This is a genomic window from Dactylosporangium sp. CA-092794, assembly GCF_050948465.1.
Taxonomy (GTDB): Bacteria; Actinomycetota; Actinomycetes; order Mycobacteriales; family Micromonosporaceae; genus Dactylosporangium.
The window spans coordinates 2,130,606-2,148,124 of record NZ_CP192044.1 but is presented as its reverse complement, the minus strand read 5'-3'; the positions used below and the strand labels follow the sequence as shown (position 1 = coordinate 2,148,124).

General features: G+C 72.2%; 13 protein-coding genes and 1 pseudogene. 5 read left to right on the top strand and 9 right to left on the bottom strand.

Annotated elements, in window-relative coordinates; genetic code table 11:
* The first annotated feature begins 7 nt into the window (after positions 1-7).
* The 5 genes from tal to pgl all read left to right on the top strand — a co-directional run bounded on the left by tal (position 8) and on the right by pgl (position 6,437).
* Positions 8-1,123 carry a transaldolase gene (gene tal / locus ACQPXD_RS09440; RefSeq protein ID WP_432836807.1) on the top strand — a complete coding sequence of 372 codons (1,116 nt, stop codon included), beginning with the start codon at positions 8-10 and terminating at the stop codon, positions 1,121-1,123.
* A 247-nt stretch (positions 1,124-1,370) separates the two neighbouring features.
* The gene (locus ACQPXD_RS09435) at positions 1,371-3,110 is read left to right on the top strand and encodes a hypothetical protein (RefSeq protein ID WP_432836805.1); all 1,740 of its coding nucleotides are present in this window, start codon (positions 1,371-1,373) and stop codon (positions 3,108-3,110) included.
* Between the two features lie 6 nt (positions 3,111-3,116).
* Positions 3,117-4,634 (top strand): glucose-6-phosphate dehydrogenase, encoded by a 1,518-nt coding sequence (zwf, locus tag ACQPXD_RS09430; protein ID WP_432836803.1) that lies wholly within the window; start codon positions 3,117-3,119, stop codon positions 4,632-4,634.
* Between the two features lie 16 nt (positions 4,635-4,650).
* Entirely contained in the window at positions 4,651-5,670 is a 1,020-nt protein-coding gene (locus ACQPXD_RS09425; protein ID WP_432836801.1) for a glucose-6-phosphate dehydrogenase assembly protein OpcA, read from the top strand.
* On the top strand, positions 5,667-6,437 hold the full coding sequence (pgl, locus tag ACQPXD_RS09420; RefSeq protein ID WP_432836799.1) for a 6-phosphogluconolactonase: 771 nt from the start codon (positions 5,667-5,669) through the stop codon (positions 6,435-6,437). Before ACQPXD_RS09425 ends, pgl begins: the two co-directional genes overlap by 4 nt.
* Positions 6,438-7,356: 919 nt before the next feature.
* Here the strand turns inward: pgl and ACQPXD_RS09415 are convergent.
* The 9 genes and pseudogenes from ACQPXD_RS09415 to rapZ form a co-directional block, all read right to left on the bottom strand.
* The gene (locus ACQPXD_RS09415; protein WP_432836797.1) at positions 7,357-7,695 is read right to left on the bottom strand and encodes an RNA polymerase-binding protein RbpA; all 339 of its coding nucleotides are present in this window, start codon (positions 7,693-7,695) and stop codon (positions 7,357-7,359) included.
* Positions 7,696-7,821: 126 nt separating this feature from the next.
* The gene (secG, locus tag ACQPXD_RS09410) at positions 7,822-8,079 is read right to left on the bottom strand and encodes a preprotein translocase subunit SecG (protein WP_432836795.1); all 258 of its coding nucleotides are present in this window, start codon (positions 8,077-8,079) and stop codon (positions 7,822-7,824) included.
* Between the two features lie 53 nt (positions 8,080-8,132).
* Entirely contained in the window at positions 8,133-9,836 is a 1,704-nt protein-coding gene (locus ACQPXD_RS09405) for an ABC transporter substrate-binding protein (protein WP_432836792.1), read from the bottom strand.
* Positions 9,837-9,979: 143 nt separating this feature from the next.
* Entirely contained in the window at positions 9,980-10,762 is a 783-nt protein-coding gene (tpiA, locus tag ACQPXD_RS09400) for a triose-phosphate isomerase (RefSeq protein WP_432836790.1), read from the bottom strand.
* Between the two features lie 4 nt (positions 10,763-10,766).
* On the bottom strand, positions 10,767-11,915 hold the full coding sequence (locus tag ACQPXD_RS09395) for a phosphoglycerate kinase (protein ID WP_432836788.1): 1,149 nt from the start codon (positions 11,913-11,915) through the stop codon (positions 10,767-10,769).
* Positions 11,915-12,919, bottom strand: a complete 1,005-nt coding sequence (gene gap / locus ACQPXD_RS09390; RefSeq protein WP_432836786.1) for a type I glyceraldehyde-3-phosphate dehydrogenase — start codon at positions 12,917-12,919, stop codon at positions 11,915-11,917. The genes ACQPXD_RS09395 and gap overlap by 1 nt, the downstream gene beginning before the upstream one ends.
* A 408-nt stretch (positions 12,920-13,327) precedes the next feature.
* Positions 13,328-14,308 (bottom strand): DNA-binding protein WhiA, encoded by a 981-nt coding sequence (gene whiA / locus ACQPXD_RS09385; RefSeq protein ID WP_432836784.1) that lies wholly within the window; start codon positions 14,306-14,308, stop codon positions 13,328-13,330.
* Positions 14,309-14,549: 241 nt separating this feature from the next.
* A pseudogene (locus ACQPXD_RS09380) lies at positions 14,550-15,470 on the bottom strand (gluconeogenesis factor YvcK family protein); the annotation flags it as partial.
* 104 nt (positions 15,471-15,574) lie between these two features.
* Positions 15,575-16,447, bottom strand: a complete 873-nt coding sequence (rapZ, locus tag ACQPXD_RS09375) for an RNase adapter RapZ (RefSeq protein ID WP_432843747.1) — start codon at positions 16,445-16,447, stop codon at positions 15,575-15,577.
* Between the last annotated feature and the right edge of the window lie 1,072 nt (positions 16,448-17,519).

Genomic DNA, 17,519 nt, shown 5'->3' with positions numbered 1-17,519 from the left:
AACCGCGATGAGTTCCGATCGGCTGGCCGAGCTCGCCGCCGCTGGGGTGGCGATCTGGCTCGATGATCTTTCCCGGCAGCGGCTGACCAGCGGCGGCCTGGACAAGCTGCGCCGGGAGCAGCACGTCGTCGGGGTGACCACCAACCCGACGATCTTCGCCAAGGCCGTCACGTCGGCCGAGGACTACGCCGACCAGGTCAAGGACCTGTCCCTGCGCCAGACGTCGGTCGGCGAGGCGATGCGCTCCATCATGGGGTACGACGTCCGCTGGGCCTGTGACGTGATGAAGCCCGCCGCCGACGCCAGCAAGGGCATCGACGGCCGGGTCTCGATCGAGGTGGACCCGACGCTCGCCCACGACACCGCGCGCACCAGCGCCGAGGCCAAGGCCCTGTGGTGGCTCGTCAACCGCGACAACCTGTTCATCAAGATCCCGGCGACCGAGGCGGGCCTGCCGGCGATCACCGCGACGATCGGGGCGGGCATCAGCGTCAACGTGACGCTGATCTTCTCCCTCGAGCGGTACGAGGCGGTCATCAACGCCTTCTTCACCGGCCTGGAGCAGGCCAAGGCCAACGGCCACGACCTGTCGAAGATCGGCTCGGTGGCGTCGTTCTTCGTCTCGCGCGTCGACACCGAGTACGACAAGCGCCTCGACAAGATCGGCACCCCCGAGGCGAAGGCGCTCAAGGGCAAGGCGGCCATCGCCAACGCGAAGCTCGCCTACAAGCTCTACGAGGAGCTGTTCTCCTCCGAGCGCTGGCAGGCCCTGGCCGACGCGGGCGCCCAGCCGCAGCGGCCGCTGTGGGCGTCGACCTCGACCAAGAACCCGGAGTACCGCGACGTGATCTACGTCGAGGAGCTGGTCGCCCCCGGCACCGTCAACACCATGCCGGAGTCGGTGATCCACGCCTTCGCCGACCACGGCGAGGTGCGCCTGGACGCGGTGACCGGCGGCTACGCCGAGGCGCAGCAGGTCATGGACTCCCTCGCCGCGCTCGGCATCGACTACAACGACGTCGTCGAGGTGCTCGAGCGCGAGGGCGTGGAGAAGTTCACGGTCAGCGGCAAGGAGATGATCGACACGGTGCAGCAGGCGCTCGACGCTTCGTCCGCGTCCTGACCCGCCCACGGCCCCGCGCCGGTTCCGCGGCGCTCGCCACGCGCGGGCGCCCGGGCCGCCCGCGGGCCCTTCGCCGGTTCGGCGGCAACCGTCCACGGACTCTTCGCCGGCTTCCCGGCGACGGTCCGCGGGCGCTTCGCCGGTTTCACGGGGACCGTCCACGGGCGCTTCGCCGGGGCTGCCCGCGGGCCTGAGGTTTCACTGGTTCTTGACGCGCCCGCCACGCACGGGCGCCAAGATGAGGGGCATGCAGGGGGTGGCGGTGTCTGATCTGCTCGACCACGTCGTCGCGGCGGCCGGACTCACGCTGTTCGGTGCCGTTCCGGCCCCCGGCCGGGTCGGCACCGCTGCCCCGCTCGCCCTGCCGGGCCCCGGGCTCGCCGACCGCATCACCGCCCTGCGGGCCGACCTGCGCGCGCAGGGCCTGGACCGGGTCGTGCTCGTCACCACCGGCGCCGCGGCCCCGGCGGCCGCCGCGATCGCCCGCACCCTGGGCCTGCGCCTGACCGTGCTCGACACCGCCGACCCGCACCGCGCCCATGCGGCCCTGGCCGGCAACCTGCCCAGGACGGTGGTGGTCCTCGCCGCGGCGAGCGAACCGGCGGGCCCGGCGGCCGAGACGGACGCCCACCGCCGGGCGTTCCACCAAGCGTTCGAGGCCGCCGGCCTCCCCGACCCGACCCGCCACTTCGTCGTGGTCGCCACCCCCGACTCGACCCCCGAGCCCTCGGCTCACCCCTTCGTCCTCACCCCGGACGAGTCCCGCTCCGCCCTGCCGGCGCCCGCCCTGATCGCCGCGGGCCTGGCCGGCGCCGACGTGGCCGAGCTGCTCGCCGAGGCCTCCGGACTGCTCGCGGAGCCGGCGCCGGCCTCCCCGCCCGCACCGCTGCCCACCGGCTTCGCGCCCGCGCCGCCGCCACCTGGCTTCACCCCCGCGCCGCCACCTGGCCTTGCCCCGGCGTCGCCACCTGGCCTCGCCCCCGCGCCGCCACCTGGTTTCCCGCCCGGCCCGCCGCCTGCCCGCTCCACGCCCGGCTCGCCCACCGGCTTTCCGTCCGCCGCGCCGTCCGCCAGCTTCACTCCCGGGACCGCCCCGCCGGTCGCTTCTGCGCACAAATCGGAAATTTCCGGTTTGTCCGACGAGACCGGGCAAGCGAACGGTCCGGGAGTGGCGCTCGGGGCGGCCATCGCCGCTGCGGTCCGCGAGGGGCGGGACAAGCTCGCCGTCGCGGCGGACGGGACCGGCATCGAGGGGCTCGGCGAGTGGATCGAGCACGTGTTCGCGGTGGCCGCGCCCCGGGTAGTACCGATAATCTTGGAAAACCCGGCGTCGTGGGGGCATGCCGGGCCAGACGTGCTCAGCGTCACGGTGGGCGGGGCGCTCGGCCGGGGCGTGATGCCCGGCGGCGGCATCGCACCCGACCTGTCCGTCAACGGGCCGCTCGGCGCCCAACTGCTGGCCTGGGCGCAGGCCGCCCGGGTGGCCGGTACACTGCTGCCCCCGCTGCCGGCCCCGCCCGCGGAAACGCCGGGCGAGGTGCCGCAGACCCCGACGCCGACGCTGGTCGAAGGGGCCATCGAGGTGTACGGCGAGACGACCGCCACGACGCTCATCGGCGCGATCGACGAGCTCGCCCACGGCGTGCCGGAGGGCGGCTGCCTGGCGATCGCCGCCCATCTCGACCGCGACGGCGACGCGGCCGCGGCCGAAGTGCGCGACGCGCTCGCCGGGCGGGTCGCCCGGGCCGTCACGTTCGGCTGGGGGCCGCGCGCCCGCCTGGCCGGCGCGGTCTCGCTGCTGCAGATCACCGGCGCGGTGACGCACGACGTGCGGGTGCCCGGCCGGCCGTACACCTTCGGCGAGCTGCAGGCGTCGGCGGCCGCCGCCGAGCGCCCGGGCCGCGGCGATGACCGCCCCGCGCTGCGTTTGCATCTGACCGACCGGGCAACCGGTATCGAACAACTCCTGGCCGCCCTCGGAGGGTGAGAACTGATGACCAATCCGCTGCGGGACCCGCAGGACCGGCGACTGCCTCGGATTCCCGAGCCGTGCGCGCTGGTCATCTTCGGCGTCACCGGTGACCTGGCCCGCAAGAAGCTCATCCCGGCCGTCTACGACCTGGCCAACCGGGGTCTGCTGCCGCCCAGCTTCGCCGTGCTCGGCTTCGCCCGGCGCGACTGGGGCGACGGCGACTTCGAGGACCTGGCCCGCAAGGCGGCCCAGAACGGCGCCCGCACCACCTGGCGGGAAGAGGTGTGGTCGCGGCTGGCGAGCAACATCAAGTTCGTACCCGGCTCGTTCGAGGACGACACGGCCTTCGACCACCTGGCGCAGACCCTCGACGACCTGCACGACGAGTCCGGCATCCCGGGCAACGCGGCCTTCTACCTGTCGATCCCGCCCTCGGCGTTCCCGGTCGTGCTCAAGCAGCTCGAGCGCACCGGCATGTCGGACAACGCGAAGTCCGGCGGCTGGCGGCGGGTCGTGGTGGAGAAGCCGTTCGGCTACGACCTGGCCTCCGCCAAGCAGCTCAACGACCTCGTCGATGACGCGTTCACCGCGCAGGACGTCTTCCGCATCGACCACTACCTGGGCAAGGAGACCGTCCAGAACATCATGGCGCTGCGGTTCGCCAACAACCTGTTCGAGCCGGTGTGGAACTCCAACTACGTCGACTCGGTGCAGATCACGATGGCCGAGGACGTCGGCATCGGCACCCGCGCCGGGTTCTACGACAAGGTGGGTACCGCCCGCGACGTGCTGCAGAACCACCTGCTGCAGTTGCTGGCGCTGGTGGCGATGGAGGAGCCGACCGCGTTCGACGCCGACGCGATCCGCACCGAGAAGCTCAAGGTGCTCAACGCCATCAAGGTGCCGACCGACGTGTTCACGAACACGGTCCGCGGGCAGTACCTGACCGGATGGGTGGCCGGCGAGCGCGTGCCGGGGTACCTCGAAGAGAAGGACGTGCCGGGGGACTCCAAGACCGAGACGTATGTCGCCGTGCGGCTGGGCATCCAGAACCGCCGCTGGGCCGGGGTACCGTTCTACATCCGGGCCGGCAAGCGCCTGCCGCGCCGGGTCACCGAGCTGGGGGTGCTGTTCAAGAAGGCCCCGCACCTGCCGTTCAACGACGCCGACGTGGAGATGCTCGGCCACAACCAGCTCGTCATCCGGGTCCAGCCGGACGAGGGCGTGATGCTGAAGTTCGGCTCGAAAGTGCCGGGCACCACCATGGAGGTCCGCGACATCGCGATGGACTTCCAGTACGGCGAGGCGTTCACCGACGCGAGCCCCGAAGCCTACGAGCGGCTGATCCTCGACGTGCTGGTCGGCGACAAGACGCTGTTCCCGGACTCCGCCGAGGTCGAGGCGAGCTGGAACGTGGTCGACCCGCTGGAGGAGGCGTGGGCCGGATCGACGCCCGAGCCGTACCGCGCGGGCGAATGGGGACCCCGGGCCGCCGACGAGATGCTGGCCCGCGAGGGCCGCGCCTGGCGCCGGGCCTGAGAGGGAGACTTTCGACATGATCGGTTTGTGGGACACCACCGGCATCGAGGTGGTCAAGGCCCTGGCCAACGAGCGGCGCAGCGCCGGCGGCCTGACCAGCGGCCTGGCCCTGACGCTCATCGCGGTGGTCGACGAACGGCAGGTCCGCGAGGCCGAGGCGGCCGCCACCATCGCCGCCTCCGCGCACCCGTGCCGGCTGCTCATCATCGTGCGGGCGGACGTGACCCAGCAGCGGTCCCGGCTCGACGCGGAGATCGTCGTCGGCGGCCGGCTCGGCCCGTGCGAGGCGGTCGTGATGCGCATGCAGGGCCGGCTGGCGCTGCACGCGGAGTCGGTCGTCATGCCGCTGCTCGCCCCGGATGTACCGGTGGTGACGTGGTGGCAGTGTGCGCCGCCGGAGCGCATCGCCTACGACCCCCTGGGCGTCGTCGCCGACCGCCGGATCACCGACAGCGCCCAGTCCGACGACCCGGTCGTCGCGCTGAAGGTGCGCTCCGACGACTACGTGCCCGGCGACACCGACCTGGCCTGGTCGCGGATCACCCCGTGGCGCACGCTGCTGGCCGGCGCGTTCGACGCCAACCGGGTCGGCGTGCGCGCCGCGACGATCGTGGCCCCGGACAAGGACCCGACCGCCCTGCTGCTCGGCGGCTGGCTGGAGGCCCGCCTGGGCGTCCACCCGTCCCGCCGGACCGGCTCCGGCAAGATCATGGAGGCGGTCGAGCTGCAGCTGGAGGACGGCAGCAGCATGAACCTGATCCGCGACCTCACCTCGGGCGTCGCCACCCTGCAGCGCTCCGGCCAGCCGGACCGGGTGCTGCCGCTGGCCCGCCGCCCGCTCGGCGACGAGCTGGCCGAGGAGCTGCGCCGGCTCGACCCGGACCAGCCGTACGCGGCCGCCCTGGCGGCGGGGACCGGCAAGCGGCGGCTCGACGAGCGCACGACCCCGCGGGTGCACATCTGGAAGGACCCGGCCCTGGCCGAGCAGCCCGAGGCGAGCGCCGCCGCGCCGCTGCCGGAGAGCGTGGCATCATGACGCAGAGCAAGGTGGTGGTACACACCGAGGCCCGCCTGCTGGCCGAGGCCGCCGCCGCGCGGCTCATCGTGCGGCTCACCGACGCCCAGGCCGAGCGCGGCGAGGCCACCCTCGTCCTCACCGGCGGCCGGATCGCCGCCCAGATCTACCAGGCGATCCGCGAGAGCCCGGCCCGCGACGCCGTGGACTGGTCGCGGGTGAACCTCTGGTGGGGCGACGAACGGTTCCTGCCCTCGGGCGACCCGGAGCGCAACGAGACGCAGGCCCGCGCGGCGCTGCTCGACGCCCTGAAGCTCGACCCGGCCCGGGTCCACCCGATGGCACCGTCCGACGGCCCGGACGGCACCGACGCCGAGGCGGCCGCCGCCCGCTACGCTGCAGAATTGGCCGAGGCCACCCGCCCCGGCAGCGCCGAGCTCCCGCACTTCGACGTGGTACTCCTCGGCATCGGCGAGGACGGCCACGTGGCCTCGGTCTTCCCGGAGCACCCGGTAACCTTCGAGACCCGCCCGGTCTCGGCGGTCCGCGGCAGCCCGAAGCCGCCGCCGGTCCGCATCACCCTCACCCTGCCGGCCATCAACACCACCGACGAGGCCTGGCTGATCGCCTCCGGCTCCGGCAAGGCGAGCGCCGTCGGCCTCGCTCTGGCCGACGCCGGTCCCCGCCAGGTCCCCGCCGCGGGCGTCCACGGCCGGGACCTGACGCTGTGGCTCCTGGACTCCGCCGCCGCCCACGAACTCCCCCCGAAGTTCCGCAGCCTGGTCTAACGTCGCCGCAGCGCCCGCCCCCGAAACCCACCTCGCCGGACGCCGACCAACCACCGACCTCGCCCGCACGACGCCCGGTTGCTCCGGCAATGCCCGATTTACCCCGCCGACTGCGGGTCGCAAAGCCCAAACCCAACAGCCCAGCCACATGGCCCAGCCACATGGCCTGGCTCAGCCCGGCACGGTCCCACGGCCTGGCCCATTGGGCGGCCGGCCACCCCAACGCAAACTCTCCGTGATCATGCGCGACCATCGTCCGCACCACGGGGTTTTTCATGATCACGGAGTCTTAATGTACCCATAGGTACCATATGTCTCCGTGATCATGGAAAACCGATGGCGTCGACGCGCGATTCGCATGATCACGGAGAGAAAATGCGCCGCCGCCTCGGTTTGGCACCCGACAACGGCGGCCACTTCGGGGTCTTCGCGCCCGGACGGGCCCTCCCGCCGCACCGCCGGGCCGCTCCGCACCGCCGGGCTGAGCTGGGCCGGGCCGCCGGGCTGAGCCGGGCCGGTCACCGCCGCCGGGCCGGCCCCGCCGCTGAGCCGCGCCACCGGGTTGAGCCGCCGGGCTGAGCTGGGCCGGGCCGCCGGGCTGAGCTGGGCCGGGCCGCCGGGCTGAGCTGGGCCGGCCACCGCCGCCGGGCCGGCCCCGCCGCTGAGCCGCGCCACCGGGTTGAGCCGCCGGGCCGCCGTTGCCGCCCCGCCGCGCCCCGCCACCGCGCCGCCCCGCCACCGCGCCGCCCCGCCACCGCGCCGCCCCGCCACCGCGCCGCCACCGACGCCCCGCCACCACGCCACGCCGGGCCGCCGCGCCGCCGGGCCGCGGCGCTGGGCCGCGGCGCTGGGGCGGCGTGGGCGCAAAGCAACGGCGCCGGTGCGGTTGAAGCGCCGGCGCCGTTGAAGAGGGCGTTGTCTAGTTGCGTCGCTGGCGCAGGCGGGTGAGGGCCTCCTGGAGGATGGCCTCGCCGTCGGCTTCGCTGCGGCGTTCCTTGACGTACGCGAGGTGGGTCTTGTAAGGCTCGGGCCGAGGACGCTCCGGGGGCGCCTGCTCGTTCTGCCCGGCCGGGAGGCCGCACCTGGGGCAGTCCCAGGTGTCCGGGGCCGTGATCTCGGCGGCGAACGCCGGCTCGGTCACGTGCCCGTTGGCGCACCAGTAGGTGACGCTGCGGCGGGGGGCCTGTTCACCGCGCTCGGCCCAGCGCACGGGGCCTGAGCCGACTCGGGTTCCGCGGATGGCGTTGCCAGTTGCCACGGCTGCTCGCTCCTGTTCGTCGGGGGGCACGACGTCGTGCGGAGTGCAGGAGTGTGGGCGAAAACACCTGCGCGCGGCCCGTATCGGCACGGACCGCGCGCATGAGTCTAGGACTCGCCCAGGTGCTCAGGCACCACCGTTCTCAACAATTTTCAACCAAAGTCCCAGGCCGACGATGCAGGCGAACCAGATGATGCCCACCAGCAGCGTGTAGCGGTCGAGGTTCTTCTCGGCGACCGACGAGCCGGCGAGGCTCGAGGACACGCCGCCGCCGAACATGCTCGACATGCCGCCGCCCTTGCCGCGGTGCAGCAGCACGAGCATGGTCAGCAGCACGCTGGTGATGACCAGCAGCACGATCAGGGTGTAGGCGAACGCCGTCATGGCGCGGTAGTCCTCTCGCAAGCTGGTGTTCGGGGCAGTACCAGGGGAGCTTACTAAACGAGACCGAGAGCGCACAGGTCGGGCTGGCCGAACTGCGGGTGGATGAAGCCGCCGCGGACGTTCGTGCCGGCCATGCGCAGCGCCTTCATGTACACGATCGGGATCGTCACCGCCTGTCGCTGGATCTTCTCGTCCAGTTCGCCCCAGAGGCGGTACTGCCGTTCGGGCACCGACTCGGCCAGCGCCGCGGAGATCGCGTCGTTGATGTCCGGGGCGTTGAGCAGCGCGTAGTTCTGGTTGTTCGTGGCGCCCGGCTGGGTGGGGATGAGCCGGCCGTCGAACAGCGGCGGGATGACCGCCGAGCCGTTCGCCCAGTCGGGAATCCAGCCCGCCCACAGCAGGTCGTTGGCGTTGGCCGGGTCGCCGATGACGTCGAAGTACGTCTCCGGGTCGATGCCGTTGACCTGGAGCTGGACGCCGATCTGCTGGTACGTCTCGACCATGGTGGTGGCCAGCCGGCGGATGTCCTTCTGGTCGGGGATCGACAGGGTGAGCGTGGCCGGGCACGGCTTGCCCTGTTTCTGCCGGTCGTCCAGGAGCTTGAGCGCCACGTCGGGCTTGCCCTCGACGTTGTTGGCGCTGTCGTACACGTCGAAATTCTTGTGGGCCTTGAGCTGCGGGGCGATCATCGTGGTCGCGTAGTCGCCGTAGACCGAGCCGCCGGCCGCGGCCCGGAACTTGCGCTTGTCGAAGGCGTAGATCAGCGCCTGGCGGCAGGCCAGGTCGGGGATGCGCTTGGTGTTGATCGCCAGGTACCGGATGCCGCCGTAGCTGCCCTGGACCGCACGGGCCGACAGGTCCGGGTCGTTGATGACCTGCTGGACGAAGTTCGGCGCGATGTTCTTGTCCAGGTCGATCGTGTCGGCGGCGTCGCCCTCGCTGGTGATGAGGTCGGAGGTGACGGTGGGCAGGTCGTCGTCGGCGGCAATAATGATCTTGTCCGGGTAGGCCTTGCGGACGCTGTCGGTACGCCGGTCCCAGTACGGGTTGCGCACGTAGACCAGCTGCTGGTCGGTGACCTCCTGCAGCTTGTACGGGCCATTGGAGAACGGGCGCTTGTCGTAGTCGGCCCTGGTGTCCTGCTTGAGCGGTACCGGCGCGAAGACCGACATCGCCACGGTGTAGCCGAAGTCGCCGATCGGCTGGTTGAGCACGAACCGGATGTTCTTGGTGTCCACGCACTGCACGGACGAGAGTTCCTTGCCGCCGTCGAACGGGCCGGCGTAGCCGTCCGTGCCGCTGAGGTACGTCTTGGTGTACGGCTGGGACACCGACAACAGCTCGGAGAAGCTCCGCTCGACGCCGTACTTCACGTCGGCGCAGGTGATCGGGGTGCCGTCCTCCCACCGCACGCCGTCCTTGAGCTGGAAGTCCCAGACCCGGTTGCCCTCGCTCGGGCGGCCCGCGTCGGTGGCGAGGTCGCCGACGATCTCGCTGGAGGCCGCGCCCGGCTCGGACTTGAACGTGGTGAGCGTGCGGGAGACCAGCCGGTTGACGTTGGCCTCGGTCGCCGTGGCGACCCGCTGCGGGTCCAGGTGGGCCGGCTTGGCGGCGACCACGACGCGCAGGGTGCCGCCGGTCCGCGGGGGCTTGGGCCGATGCTGGGCGTCGGCATCGCTGCACCCGGCGGCCGCCAGCAGCGCCAGCCCGGCCAGGGTCGCGACGAGGGCACGGCCGTGGCGCGCGTCGAACAACATGCTGCCGGTCCTCACGGCGTGGCCCCGCGGGCGGGGGTCACCCGTCCGGTGGTGTGACGCCAGGTCAAGGGGTGGTGGACGGAGCCACAATAGGCGTCGGCCACCCGCCGCGAAACGGCGGGTGGCCGACGGAAAAAACCTGCCTACTTACCCAGGCGCACGATCCGGACGAAGCCTTCGGCGTCGATGCTGGCGCCGCCGACGAGCGCACCGTCGATGTCGGGCTGCTCGATGATCGCCGCGATGTTGTCGTGCTTCACCGAGCCGCCGTAGAGGATGCGCACCCGGTCGGCGGTGCCGCCGGTGTACTTCTCGGCCAGCCGGGTGCGGATCGCCCCGATGACCTCCTGCGCATCCTGCGGCGTGGCCACCTTGCCGGTGCCGATCGCCCAGACCGGCTCGTAGGCGACCACGATCTTCTCGACCTCGTCGGTCTTGATCTTCTCCAGCGCCGCGTCGAGCTGCGCGAGGGTGTACCCCACGTGCTCGCCCGCCTCGCGCACCTCGAGCCCCTCGCCGACGCACAGGATCGGCGCGATGCCGTTGGCCAGCGCCGCCTTGACCTTGGCGTTGACCAGGGCGTCGTCCTCGCGGTGGTACTGCCGCCGCTCCGAGTGCCCGACGACCACGTACTGGCAGCCGAGCTTGGCCAGCATCGGCCCGGACACCTCGCCGGTGTACGCACCGGACGGGTGCGCGGAGAGGTCCTGGGCGCCGTAGCCGATGAGCAGCTTGTCGCCGTCCACCAGCGTCTGGATGCTGCGGATGTCCACGAACGGGGGCAGGACCACCGTCTCGACGTCGTTGAGCTGCTGCTCGTTCAGGCTGAACGCCAGCTTCTGCACCAGCGCGATCGCCTCGAGGTGGTTCAGGTTCATCTTCCAGTTGCCGGCCATCAGCGGCCGGCGCCCGGTGACCTCGGCCATCGGCTCAGGCCTCCAGCGCGGCGATGCCCGGCAGGGTCTTGCCCTCGAGGTACTCCAGGGAAGCACCGCCGCCGGTCGAGATGTGGCTGAAGCCGTCCTCGGGGATGCCCAGCGCCCGCACGGCCGCGGCCGAGTCGCCGCCGCCGACGACGGTGAAGCCGTCGACCTTGGTGATCGCCTCGGCGACGCCCCGGGTGCCGGCCTCGAACGGGCGCTTCTCGAACACGCCCATCGGGCCGTTCCAGAAGACCGTCTTCGCCCCGGCCAGGATGCCCGTGAACTCGGCGACCGTCTCCGGGCCGATGTCGAGGCCGATCTCGCCGGCCGGGATCCCGGCGATGCCGACCGTCTTGGTGGCGGCGTCGTCGCTGATCTCGGTGGCGGTGACCACGTCGACCGGCAGCACGATCTTGCCGTCGCCCCGCTGGAGCAGCTCGGCGCAGGTCTCGACCATCTCCGCCTGCAGCAGGCTCTTGCCGACCTCGTGGCCCTGGGCCTTGAGGAAGGTGAAGCACATGCCGCCGCCGATGAGCAGCTTGTCGACCTTCGGCAGCAGCGCCTCGATGACGGCGAGCTTGTCGGAGACCTTCGAGCCGCCGAGCACGACGACATACGGCCGCTCGGCCTCGCCGGTGAGCTTCGAGAGGACCTCGAGCTCGCGGCGCACCAGGTAGCCGGTGTAGTGCGGCAGCAGCGCGGCCACGTCGTAGACGCTGGCGTGCTTGCGGTGCACGGCGCCGAACGCGTCGTCGACGTAGACGTCGCCGTAGGCGGCCAGCTCCCGCGCGAACGCGGCCCGCTCGGCCTCGTCCTTGCTGGTCTCCCCGGCGTTGAACCGCAGGTTCTCCAGCAACGTCACGTCACCCTCGGCACCCTCGCCGAAGGCGACCGGCGCGCCCAGCAACTCGCTCAGCCGGGCCGCGACGGGGGCCAGGCTGTACTTCGGGTCGGGCGCGCCCTTCGGCCGGCCCAGGTGCGACACGACGGTCACCCGGGCGCCGCCCTCGCGCAGCGCGTTGAGGGTCGGCAGCACGGCGCGGATCCGGCCGTCGTCGGTGATCTTCTCCCCGTCGAGCGGGACGTTGAGGTCGGCGCGCAGCAGCACGCGCCGACCCGAGACGCCCTCGCTGAGGAGGTCGTCGAGCGTTTTCATCACAGGCCGGTGCCGACCAGCGTGACGGCGTCGACGAGGCGGTTGCTGTAACCCCACTCGTTGTCGTACCAGCCGACGACCTTGACCTGGTTGCCGATGACCTTGGTCAGGCCCGAGTCGAAGATGCACGACGACGGGTCGGTGACGATGTCGGTCGACACGATCGGGTCCTCGGTGTAGGTGAGGATGCCGGCCAGCGGGCCCTCGGCGGCGGCCTTGAGCGCGGCGTTGACCTCCTCGACGCTGGTGTCGCGCGAGACGGTCACGGTCAGGTCGGTGGCCGAGCCGGTCGGGACCGGCACGCGCAGCGCGTAACCGTCGAGCTTGCCCTTGAGCTCCGGCAGGACCAGGCCGAGCGCCTTGGCGGCGCCGGTCGAGGTCGGCACGATGTTCAGCGCGGCGGCGCGGGCGCGGCGCAGGTCCTTGTGCGGGCCGTCCTGCAGGTTCTGGTCCTGCGTGTAGGCGTGGATCGTGGTCATGAGGCCACGCTCGATGCCGAACGTGTCGTTGATGACCTTGGCCATCGGCGCGAGGCAGTTGGTGGTGCACGAAGCGTTCGAGATGATCGTGTGCTTCGCCGGGTCATACTGACCCTCGTTCACGCCGAAGACGATCGTGAGGTCCTCGTTCTTGGCCGGCGCCGAGATGATGACCTTCTTGGCGCCGCCGGCCACGTGGACCTTGGCCTTCTCGGCATCGGTGAAGATGCCGGTGGACTCGATGACGACGTCCGCGCCGAGGTCGCCCCAGGGCAGCTTCGACGGGTCGCGCTCGGCCAGGGCCTTGAACGTCTTGCCGGCCACGGTGATCTCGTCCGCCGTCGCCTTGACCTCCTCGCCCAGGCGGCCGAGGATGCTGTCGTACTTGAGCAGGTGCGCCAGGGTCGCGTTGTCGGTGAGGTCGTTCACGCCGACGACCTCGATATCAGCGCCCTTGGCGAGGGCCGCACGGAAGAAGTTGCGGCCGATCCGGCCGAAGCCGTTGATGCCAACCCGGATGGTCACTTCGACACATCTCCTCGTCTCGTCGCGCCCCGGGCCGTGGTTACCGGTGCCGGGCGCCAGATGAGTGTTATTGGCTCGCCCACCCTGGAACCGCCGGTCCGGACCCACCCGTTGGCGCAGGTCCCGGCCGCGTGGTGCGGCGGCGATCGAACAGCGAGGAGCGACCCGAGTCGGCCTCATCGCCGAACAAGGAAACCCTATCGTCTCGAACGGGTCACGATCCCCCGGGGGTGTCCGAACCCACGATTTGGAGTCCAACGGCCCGCCGTTTCCCAGCCTAACGGCCCGCGGTTCTCAGGAATTTCAGAGCTACCGCGATGTCCGCGGTGGTGCGGACCGTAACTCCCGTGGCCTCACCCTCCGCGGATAGTCACGGTCCGGCTGGCGCCGCGTGCCGGATCCCGAACATCACCCGACGAGCATCTCCGGGGTGACCGCGGACTCGGTGTCCGGAATGCCCAGATCGCGGGCCCGCTTGTCGGCGAGCGCCAGCAGCCGGCGGATCCGCCCGGCGATCGCGTCCTTGGTCAGCGGCGGGTCGGCGAGCGCGCCGAGCTCCTCCAGCGACGCCTGCCGGTGCTCGAGCCGCAGGGTACCCGCGCTGAACAGATGCTCCGGAGCGTTCTCGGCGAGGATCTCCATGGCCCGGGCGACCCGCGCGGCGGCGGCGACCGCGGCCCGCGCCGAGCGGCGCAGGTTGGCGTCGTCGAAGTTGGCCAGCCGGTTGGCGGTGGCCCGCACCTCGCGCCGGACCCGCCGCTCCTCCCAGGTCAGCACGCTCTGGTGGGCGCCGATGCGGGTCAGCAGCGCGGCGATCGCGTCGCCGTCCTTGACCACGACCCGGTCCACCCCGCGCACCTCGCGGGCCTTGGCGGTGATCCCGATCCGCCGGGCCGCCCCGACCAGCGCGAGCGCGGCCTCCGGCCCCGGGCAGGTGATCTCCAGCGCGCAGCTGCGGCCCGGCTCGGTCAGCGAGCCGTGGGCCAGGAACGCCCCGCGCCAGGCGGCGACCGCGCAGCACATGTTCGCCGAGACCACGTGCGGCGGGAGCCCGCGCACCGGCCGTCCGCGTACGTCGAGCAGCCCCGTCTGGCGGGCCAGCGCCTCGCCGTCCTTGACCACGCGCACGATGAAGTGGCTGTTCTTGCGCAGGCCGCCGGAGGCGAGCACGTGGATCTCGCTGCTGTAGCCGTACACCTCGGAAACCTCACGGCGCAGCCGTCGAGCGGCGGCGTTGGTGTCGAGCTCGGCCTCGACGACCACCCGGCCGGAGACGATGTGCAATCCGCCGGCGAAGCGCAGCAGCGCGGCCATCTCGGCCCGCCGGCAGCAGGGTTTCGCCACGTCCACGCGGCTCAACTCGTCCTTGACCGCAGCGGTCATCGCCATTCTGTCGTCACCTCGCGGTTTTCGTGTTCAAGGTCATGTCGTCCACGCGCGCGCCCGTGCCGTGCGGCGCCGCGCCGTTGACGCTGCTCTTTGCGGCGGCACCGGCCTCGGCACCGCGGTTTTGCGCCGCGCTTCCCTTCGCCGCGGCGCCGGACTCGCCACCGCCCTTCGCGGCCGCGCTGTCCTTCGCCGCGGCGCCGGACTCGGCACCGCCGTGTTGCGTCGAACTGTGCTCCGCAGCGGCGGCACCCAGCAGCGGTCCGAGCGCCGTCGCGAGCGCCTGCGGATCGTGCCGGGGCGCCCCGTCACCGACGGCGACCGGCGCGAGCACCAGTCGGGCACCAAGCGATTCTGCCGCACGATGGACCGGTTCGGGGTCGCCTACGGCTTTCCCGTCGGCAAGAACTACATCGACGCGTAGCCCGGGTAGGTAACGACGCAGCGCGGCGAGGTGCTCCGGCAGGGTCAGCCCCGCCGTCTCGCTGTCCGCGGCGAGGTTGAGCGTGACCAGCCGCCGGGCCGCGGTGTCCCGGATCGCCGCGGCCAGCCCCGGCACCAGCAGGTGCGGAATCACGCTGGTGAACCAGGACCCGGGCCCGAAGAGCAGCCAGTCGGCGTCGAGCACGGCCCGGACCGCCTCCGCACACGCCTCCGGCTCGTCCGGCGTGAGCCGAACCCGGTCGATCTTCTTCGTGGTGACCGCCACCTCATGCTGACCACGAACGGTGACGACCTCACCACCCTCGGACAGATCCGCCTCGATGTGCAGCGGATCGCGGGACATCGGCAGCACCCGCCCCCCGCACCGCAACATCTGCGCCGCCCGATCGAGCGCGACGACCGGATCCCCGGCCAGCTCCATCAGCGCCAGCAGCACGAGGTTACCGACGGGATGCCCGGCGATCTCGTCCGCACCGGAGAACCGGTGCTGGAAGAGATCCGCGGTGTCCGTCTCGTCGGCGAGCGCCGCGAGCGCCTGCCGCAGATCCCCGGGCGGCAGGATGTCCCGCGTGGCCCGCAGCCGCCCGCTGGACCCCCCGTCATCGGCGACGGTGACCACGGCGGTGATGTCGAGCGGCAGGTCACGCTGCAGGATCCGCAGCGCCCGCAGCTTCGCGGACAGCCCGTGCCCACCCCCGAACGCGACAACCTTCACCGGCACCCTCTGCAAGCTCTTGTGCGGACTCTTCCGGCCGCCGGCCCGCGAGCGCGCGTCGTCCCGCGCATCCCGGCCCGCGTTCACGTAATCGATCGCGCGTTCCCCCGTCATTCGCGTCCCAGGTCGCGGTGCTGCGGCGAGGCCGCGAGCCGCATCTCCCGCAGCCGCCGCGCCAACTCCTCGGCGATGGCCACGCTGCGATGCTTGCCCCCGGTACATCCCACGGCAATCGTGAGGTACCGCTTCCCTTCCCGCTCGAACCCGGGCGCCGTGGCGTTGATCAGCCGCGCATACGTCTCGACGAACGTGATCGCCCCCCGCTGCCCGAGCACATACCGCGACACCTCGGTCTCCTTGCCGGTGTGATCCCGCAGCTCAGGCACCCAGTACGGATTGGGCAGGAACCGAGCGTCGAGCACAAAATCCGCATCCGGCGGCAGCCCGTACTTGAAGCCGAAGGAGAGCACGGTGACCCGGATCTGGGTCGTGTCCTCCTCCCCGAACATCTCCTCGATCCGCCCACGCAGCTGGTTGACATTCAGATGGCTCGTATCGATCAGCACATCCGCCTGCTCGCGCGCTTCTTGCAGCAACTTCCGCTCGGCCGCGATCCCGTCGGAGAGCCGCCCGGCCCCCTGCAACGGATGCGACCGCCGCACACTCTCAAACCGCCGAATGAGCACCTCGTCATCCGCGTCGACAAACACCATCCGCGGATTGAACCCACGCTCCCGAAGCGCCTTGACCGCCCCCGGAAGATCGGTGGAAAAGGCGTGGCTACGCACATCAAGCACCATCGCCGTCCGCCGAGCCGCCCCCCGCGCCGCATACGCGAGCTCCGCCATGTCCAGCAGCAACGCCTGCGGCAGGTTGTCGACCACGTAGTACCCGACGTTCTCCAGCGCCCGCGCCACGGTGCTGCGCCCACCCCCGGACACCCCGGTCACGATGACCAGATCGGTGGTGTTCCGCCCAGGCAGCCCCCCGGATTCGCTCCCCTCCCCGGCATCCCCGTCGCCACCAACCCCGCGGCGAAGCTCACCCCCGGCGCCGAACACACCCCCGGCCCCAAGTCCCCCGCCGACCCCGAGCCCCCCTGCCCCAAGCCCCCCGCCCACGCCGAGCCCACTGTCCCCGCCGAGCCCGCGGTCGTCACCGCCGCCGCGCTCGCCACCCCCAAGCCCACTGTCCACACCGGGCCCGCGGTCGTCACCGCCGCCGCCCAACTCACCACCACCGAGCCCACCGTCGGCACCGGGCCCACGGACGCCACCGCCGCCGCGCTCGCCACCCCCAAGCCCACCGTCCACACCGGGCCCGCGGTCGCCACCGCCGCCGCCCAACTCACCACCACCGAGCCCACCGCCGGCACCGGGCCCACGGTCGCCAGGCTCACCGGCGACGCGACCGAGATCGCCGCCGGCACCGACCTCGCCGCCCGCGCCGGCCTCGTCCCGTGAGCCCAGGTCGCCCGTCGCGCTGAGGTCGCTCCGTGCGGCGGCATCGTTCCCGACGCCCGACACCTCGCCGTTCCCGACGCCCGACACCCCGTCCGGACCCTCGCCCGGGCCGCCGCGCGCACCCGGCCCCGTCCCTGCGGCCAGGCCGTCGCCCGGCCCGACGTCGGCGGCCGGAGCGCCACTGACGTCACTCGGCACGTCGCCTTCTCTCGACACGTCGACGAGTTTATGTCTTCGCGCGCGCCGCATCGGACGGACAGTCGGTTTGCACTACTTCGCGGTATCCGCTCCCTCCGTCCCGTGTCCTCCCCCGAACCGCTGCGCCGCGAACCTCGCCGCCTCGATCCGCCCCTCGTCCAGCATGTCGTCGTGCCGCTCCTCCCGCGCCGCCACCGCGCGGCCGTCGTCCCACTCGCCCGGTCCGTCGTCCGGCCCGCGGCCCTCCTGCCGCGCCGCCGCCTCCCCACCGCCACGCCCGGCCAACCCGAAGCCCGCAGGCGGCCCGCCCGGCTCGCCGCCGCCGCGCCGGGCCGGCTCGTTTGGCCTGGCTGCCTGCGGCTTTCCGTTGGCGGCGGCGTCCGCCGACCCGTGT

Excerpts from the sequence above, each read along its gene's own strand:
- pgl (WP_432836799.1), top strand. The coding sequence starts at position 5,667 with ATGACGCAGAGCAAGGTGGTGGTACACACCGAGGCCCGCCTGCTGGCC.
- ACQPXD_RS09425 (WP_432836801.1), top strand. The coding sequence starts at position 4,651 with ATGATCGGTTTGTGGGACACCACCGGCATCGAGGTGGTCAAGGCCCTG.
- ACQPXD_RS09395 (WP_432836788.1), bottom strand. The coding sequence starts at position 11,915 with ATGAAAACGCTCGACGACCTCCTCAGCGAGGGCGTCTCGGGTCGGCGC.
- secG (WP_432836795.1), bottom strand. The coding sequence starts at position 8,079 with ATGACGGCGTTCGCCTACACCCTGATCGTGCTGCTGGTCATCACCAGC.
- ACQPXD_RS09435 (WP_432836805.1), top strand. The coding sequence starts at position 1,371 with ATGCAGGGGGTGGCGGTGTCTGATCTGCTCGACCACGTCGTCGCGGCG.
- whiA (WP_432836784.1), bottom strand. The coding sequence starts at position 14,308 with ATGGCGATGACCGCTGCGGTCAAGGACGAGTTGAGCCGCGTGGACGTG.
- tal (WP_432836807.1), top strand. The coding sequence starts at position 8 with ATGAGTTCCGATCGGCTGGCCGAGCTCGCCGCCGCTGGGGTGGCGATC.
- zwf (WP_432836803.1), top strand. The coding sequence starts at position 3,117 with ATGACCAATCCGCTGCGGGACCCGCAGGACCGGCGACTGCCTCGGATT.
- tpiA (WP_432836790.1), bottom strand. The coding sequence starts at position 10,762 with ATGGCCGAGGTCACCGGGCGCCGGCCGCTGATGGCCGGCAACTGGAAG.
- ACQPXD_RS09405 (WP_432836792.1), bottom strand. The coding sequence starts at position 9,836 with ATGTTGTTCGACGCGCGCCACGGCCGTGCCCTCGTCGCGACCCTGGCC.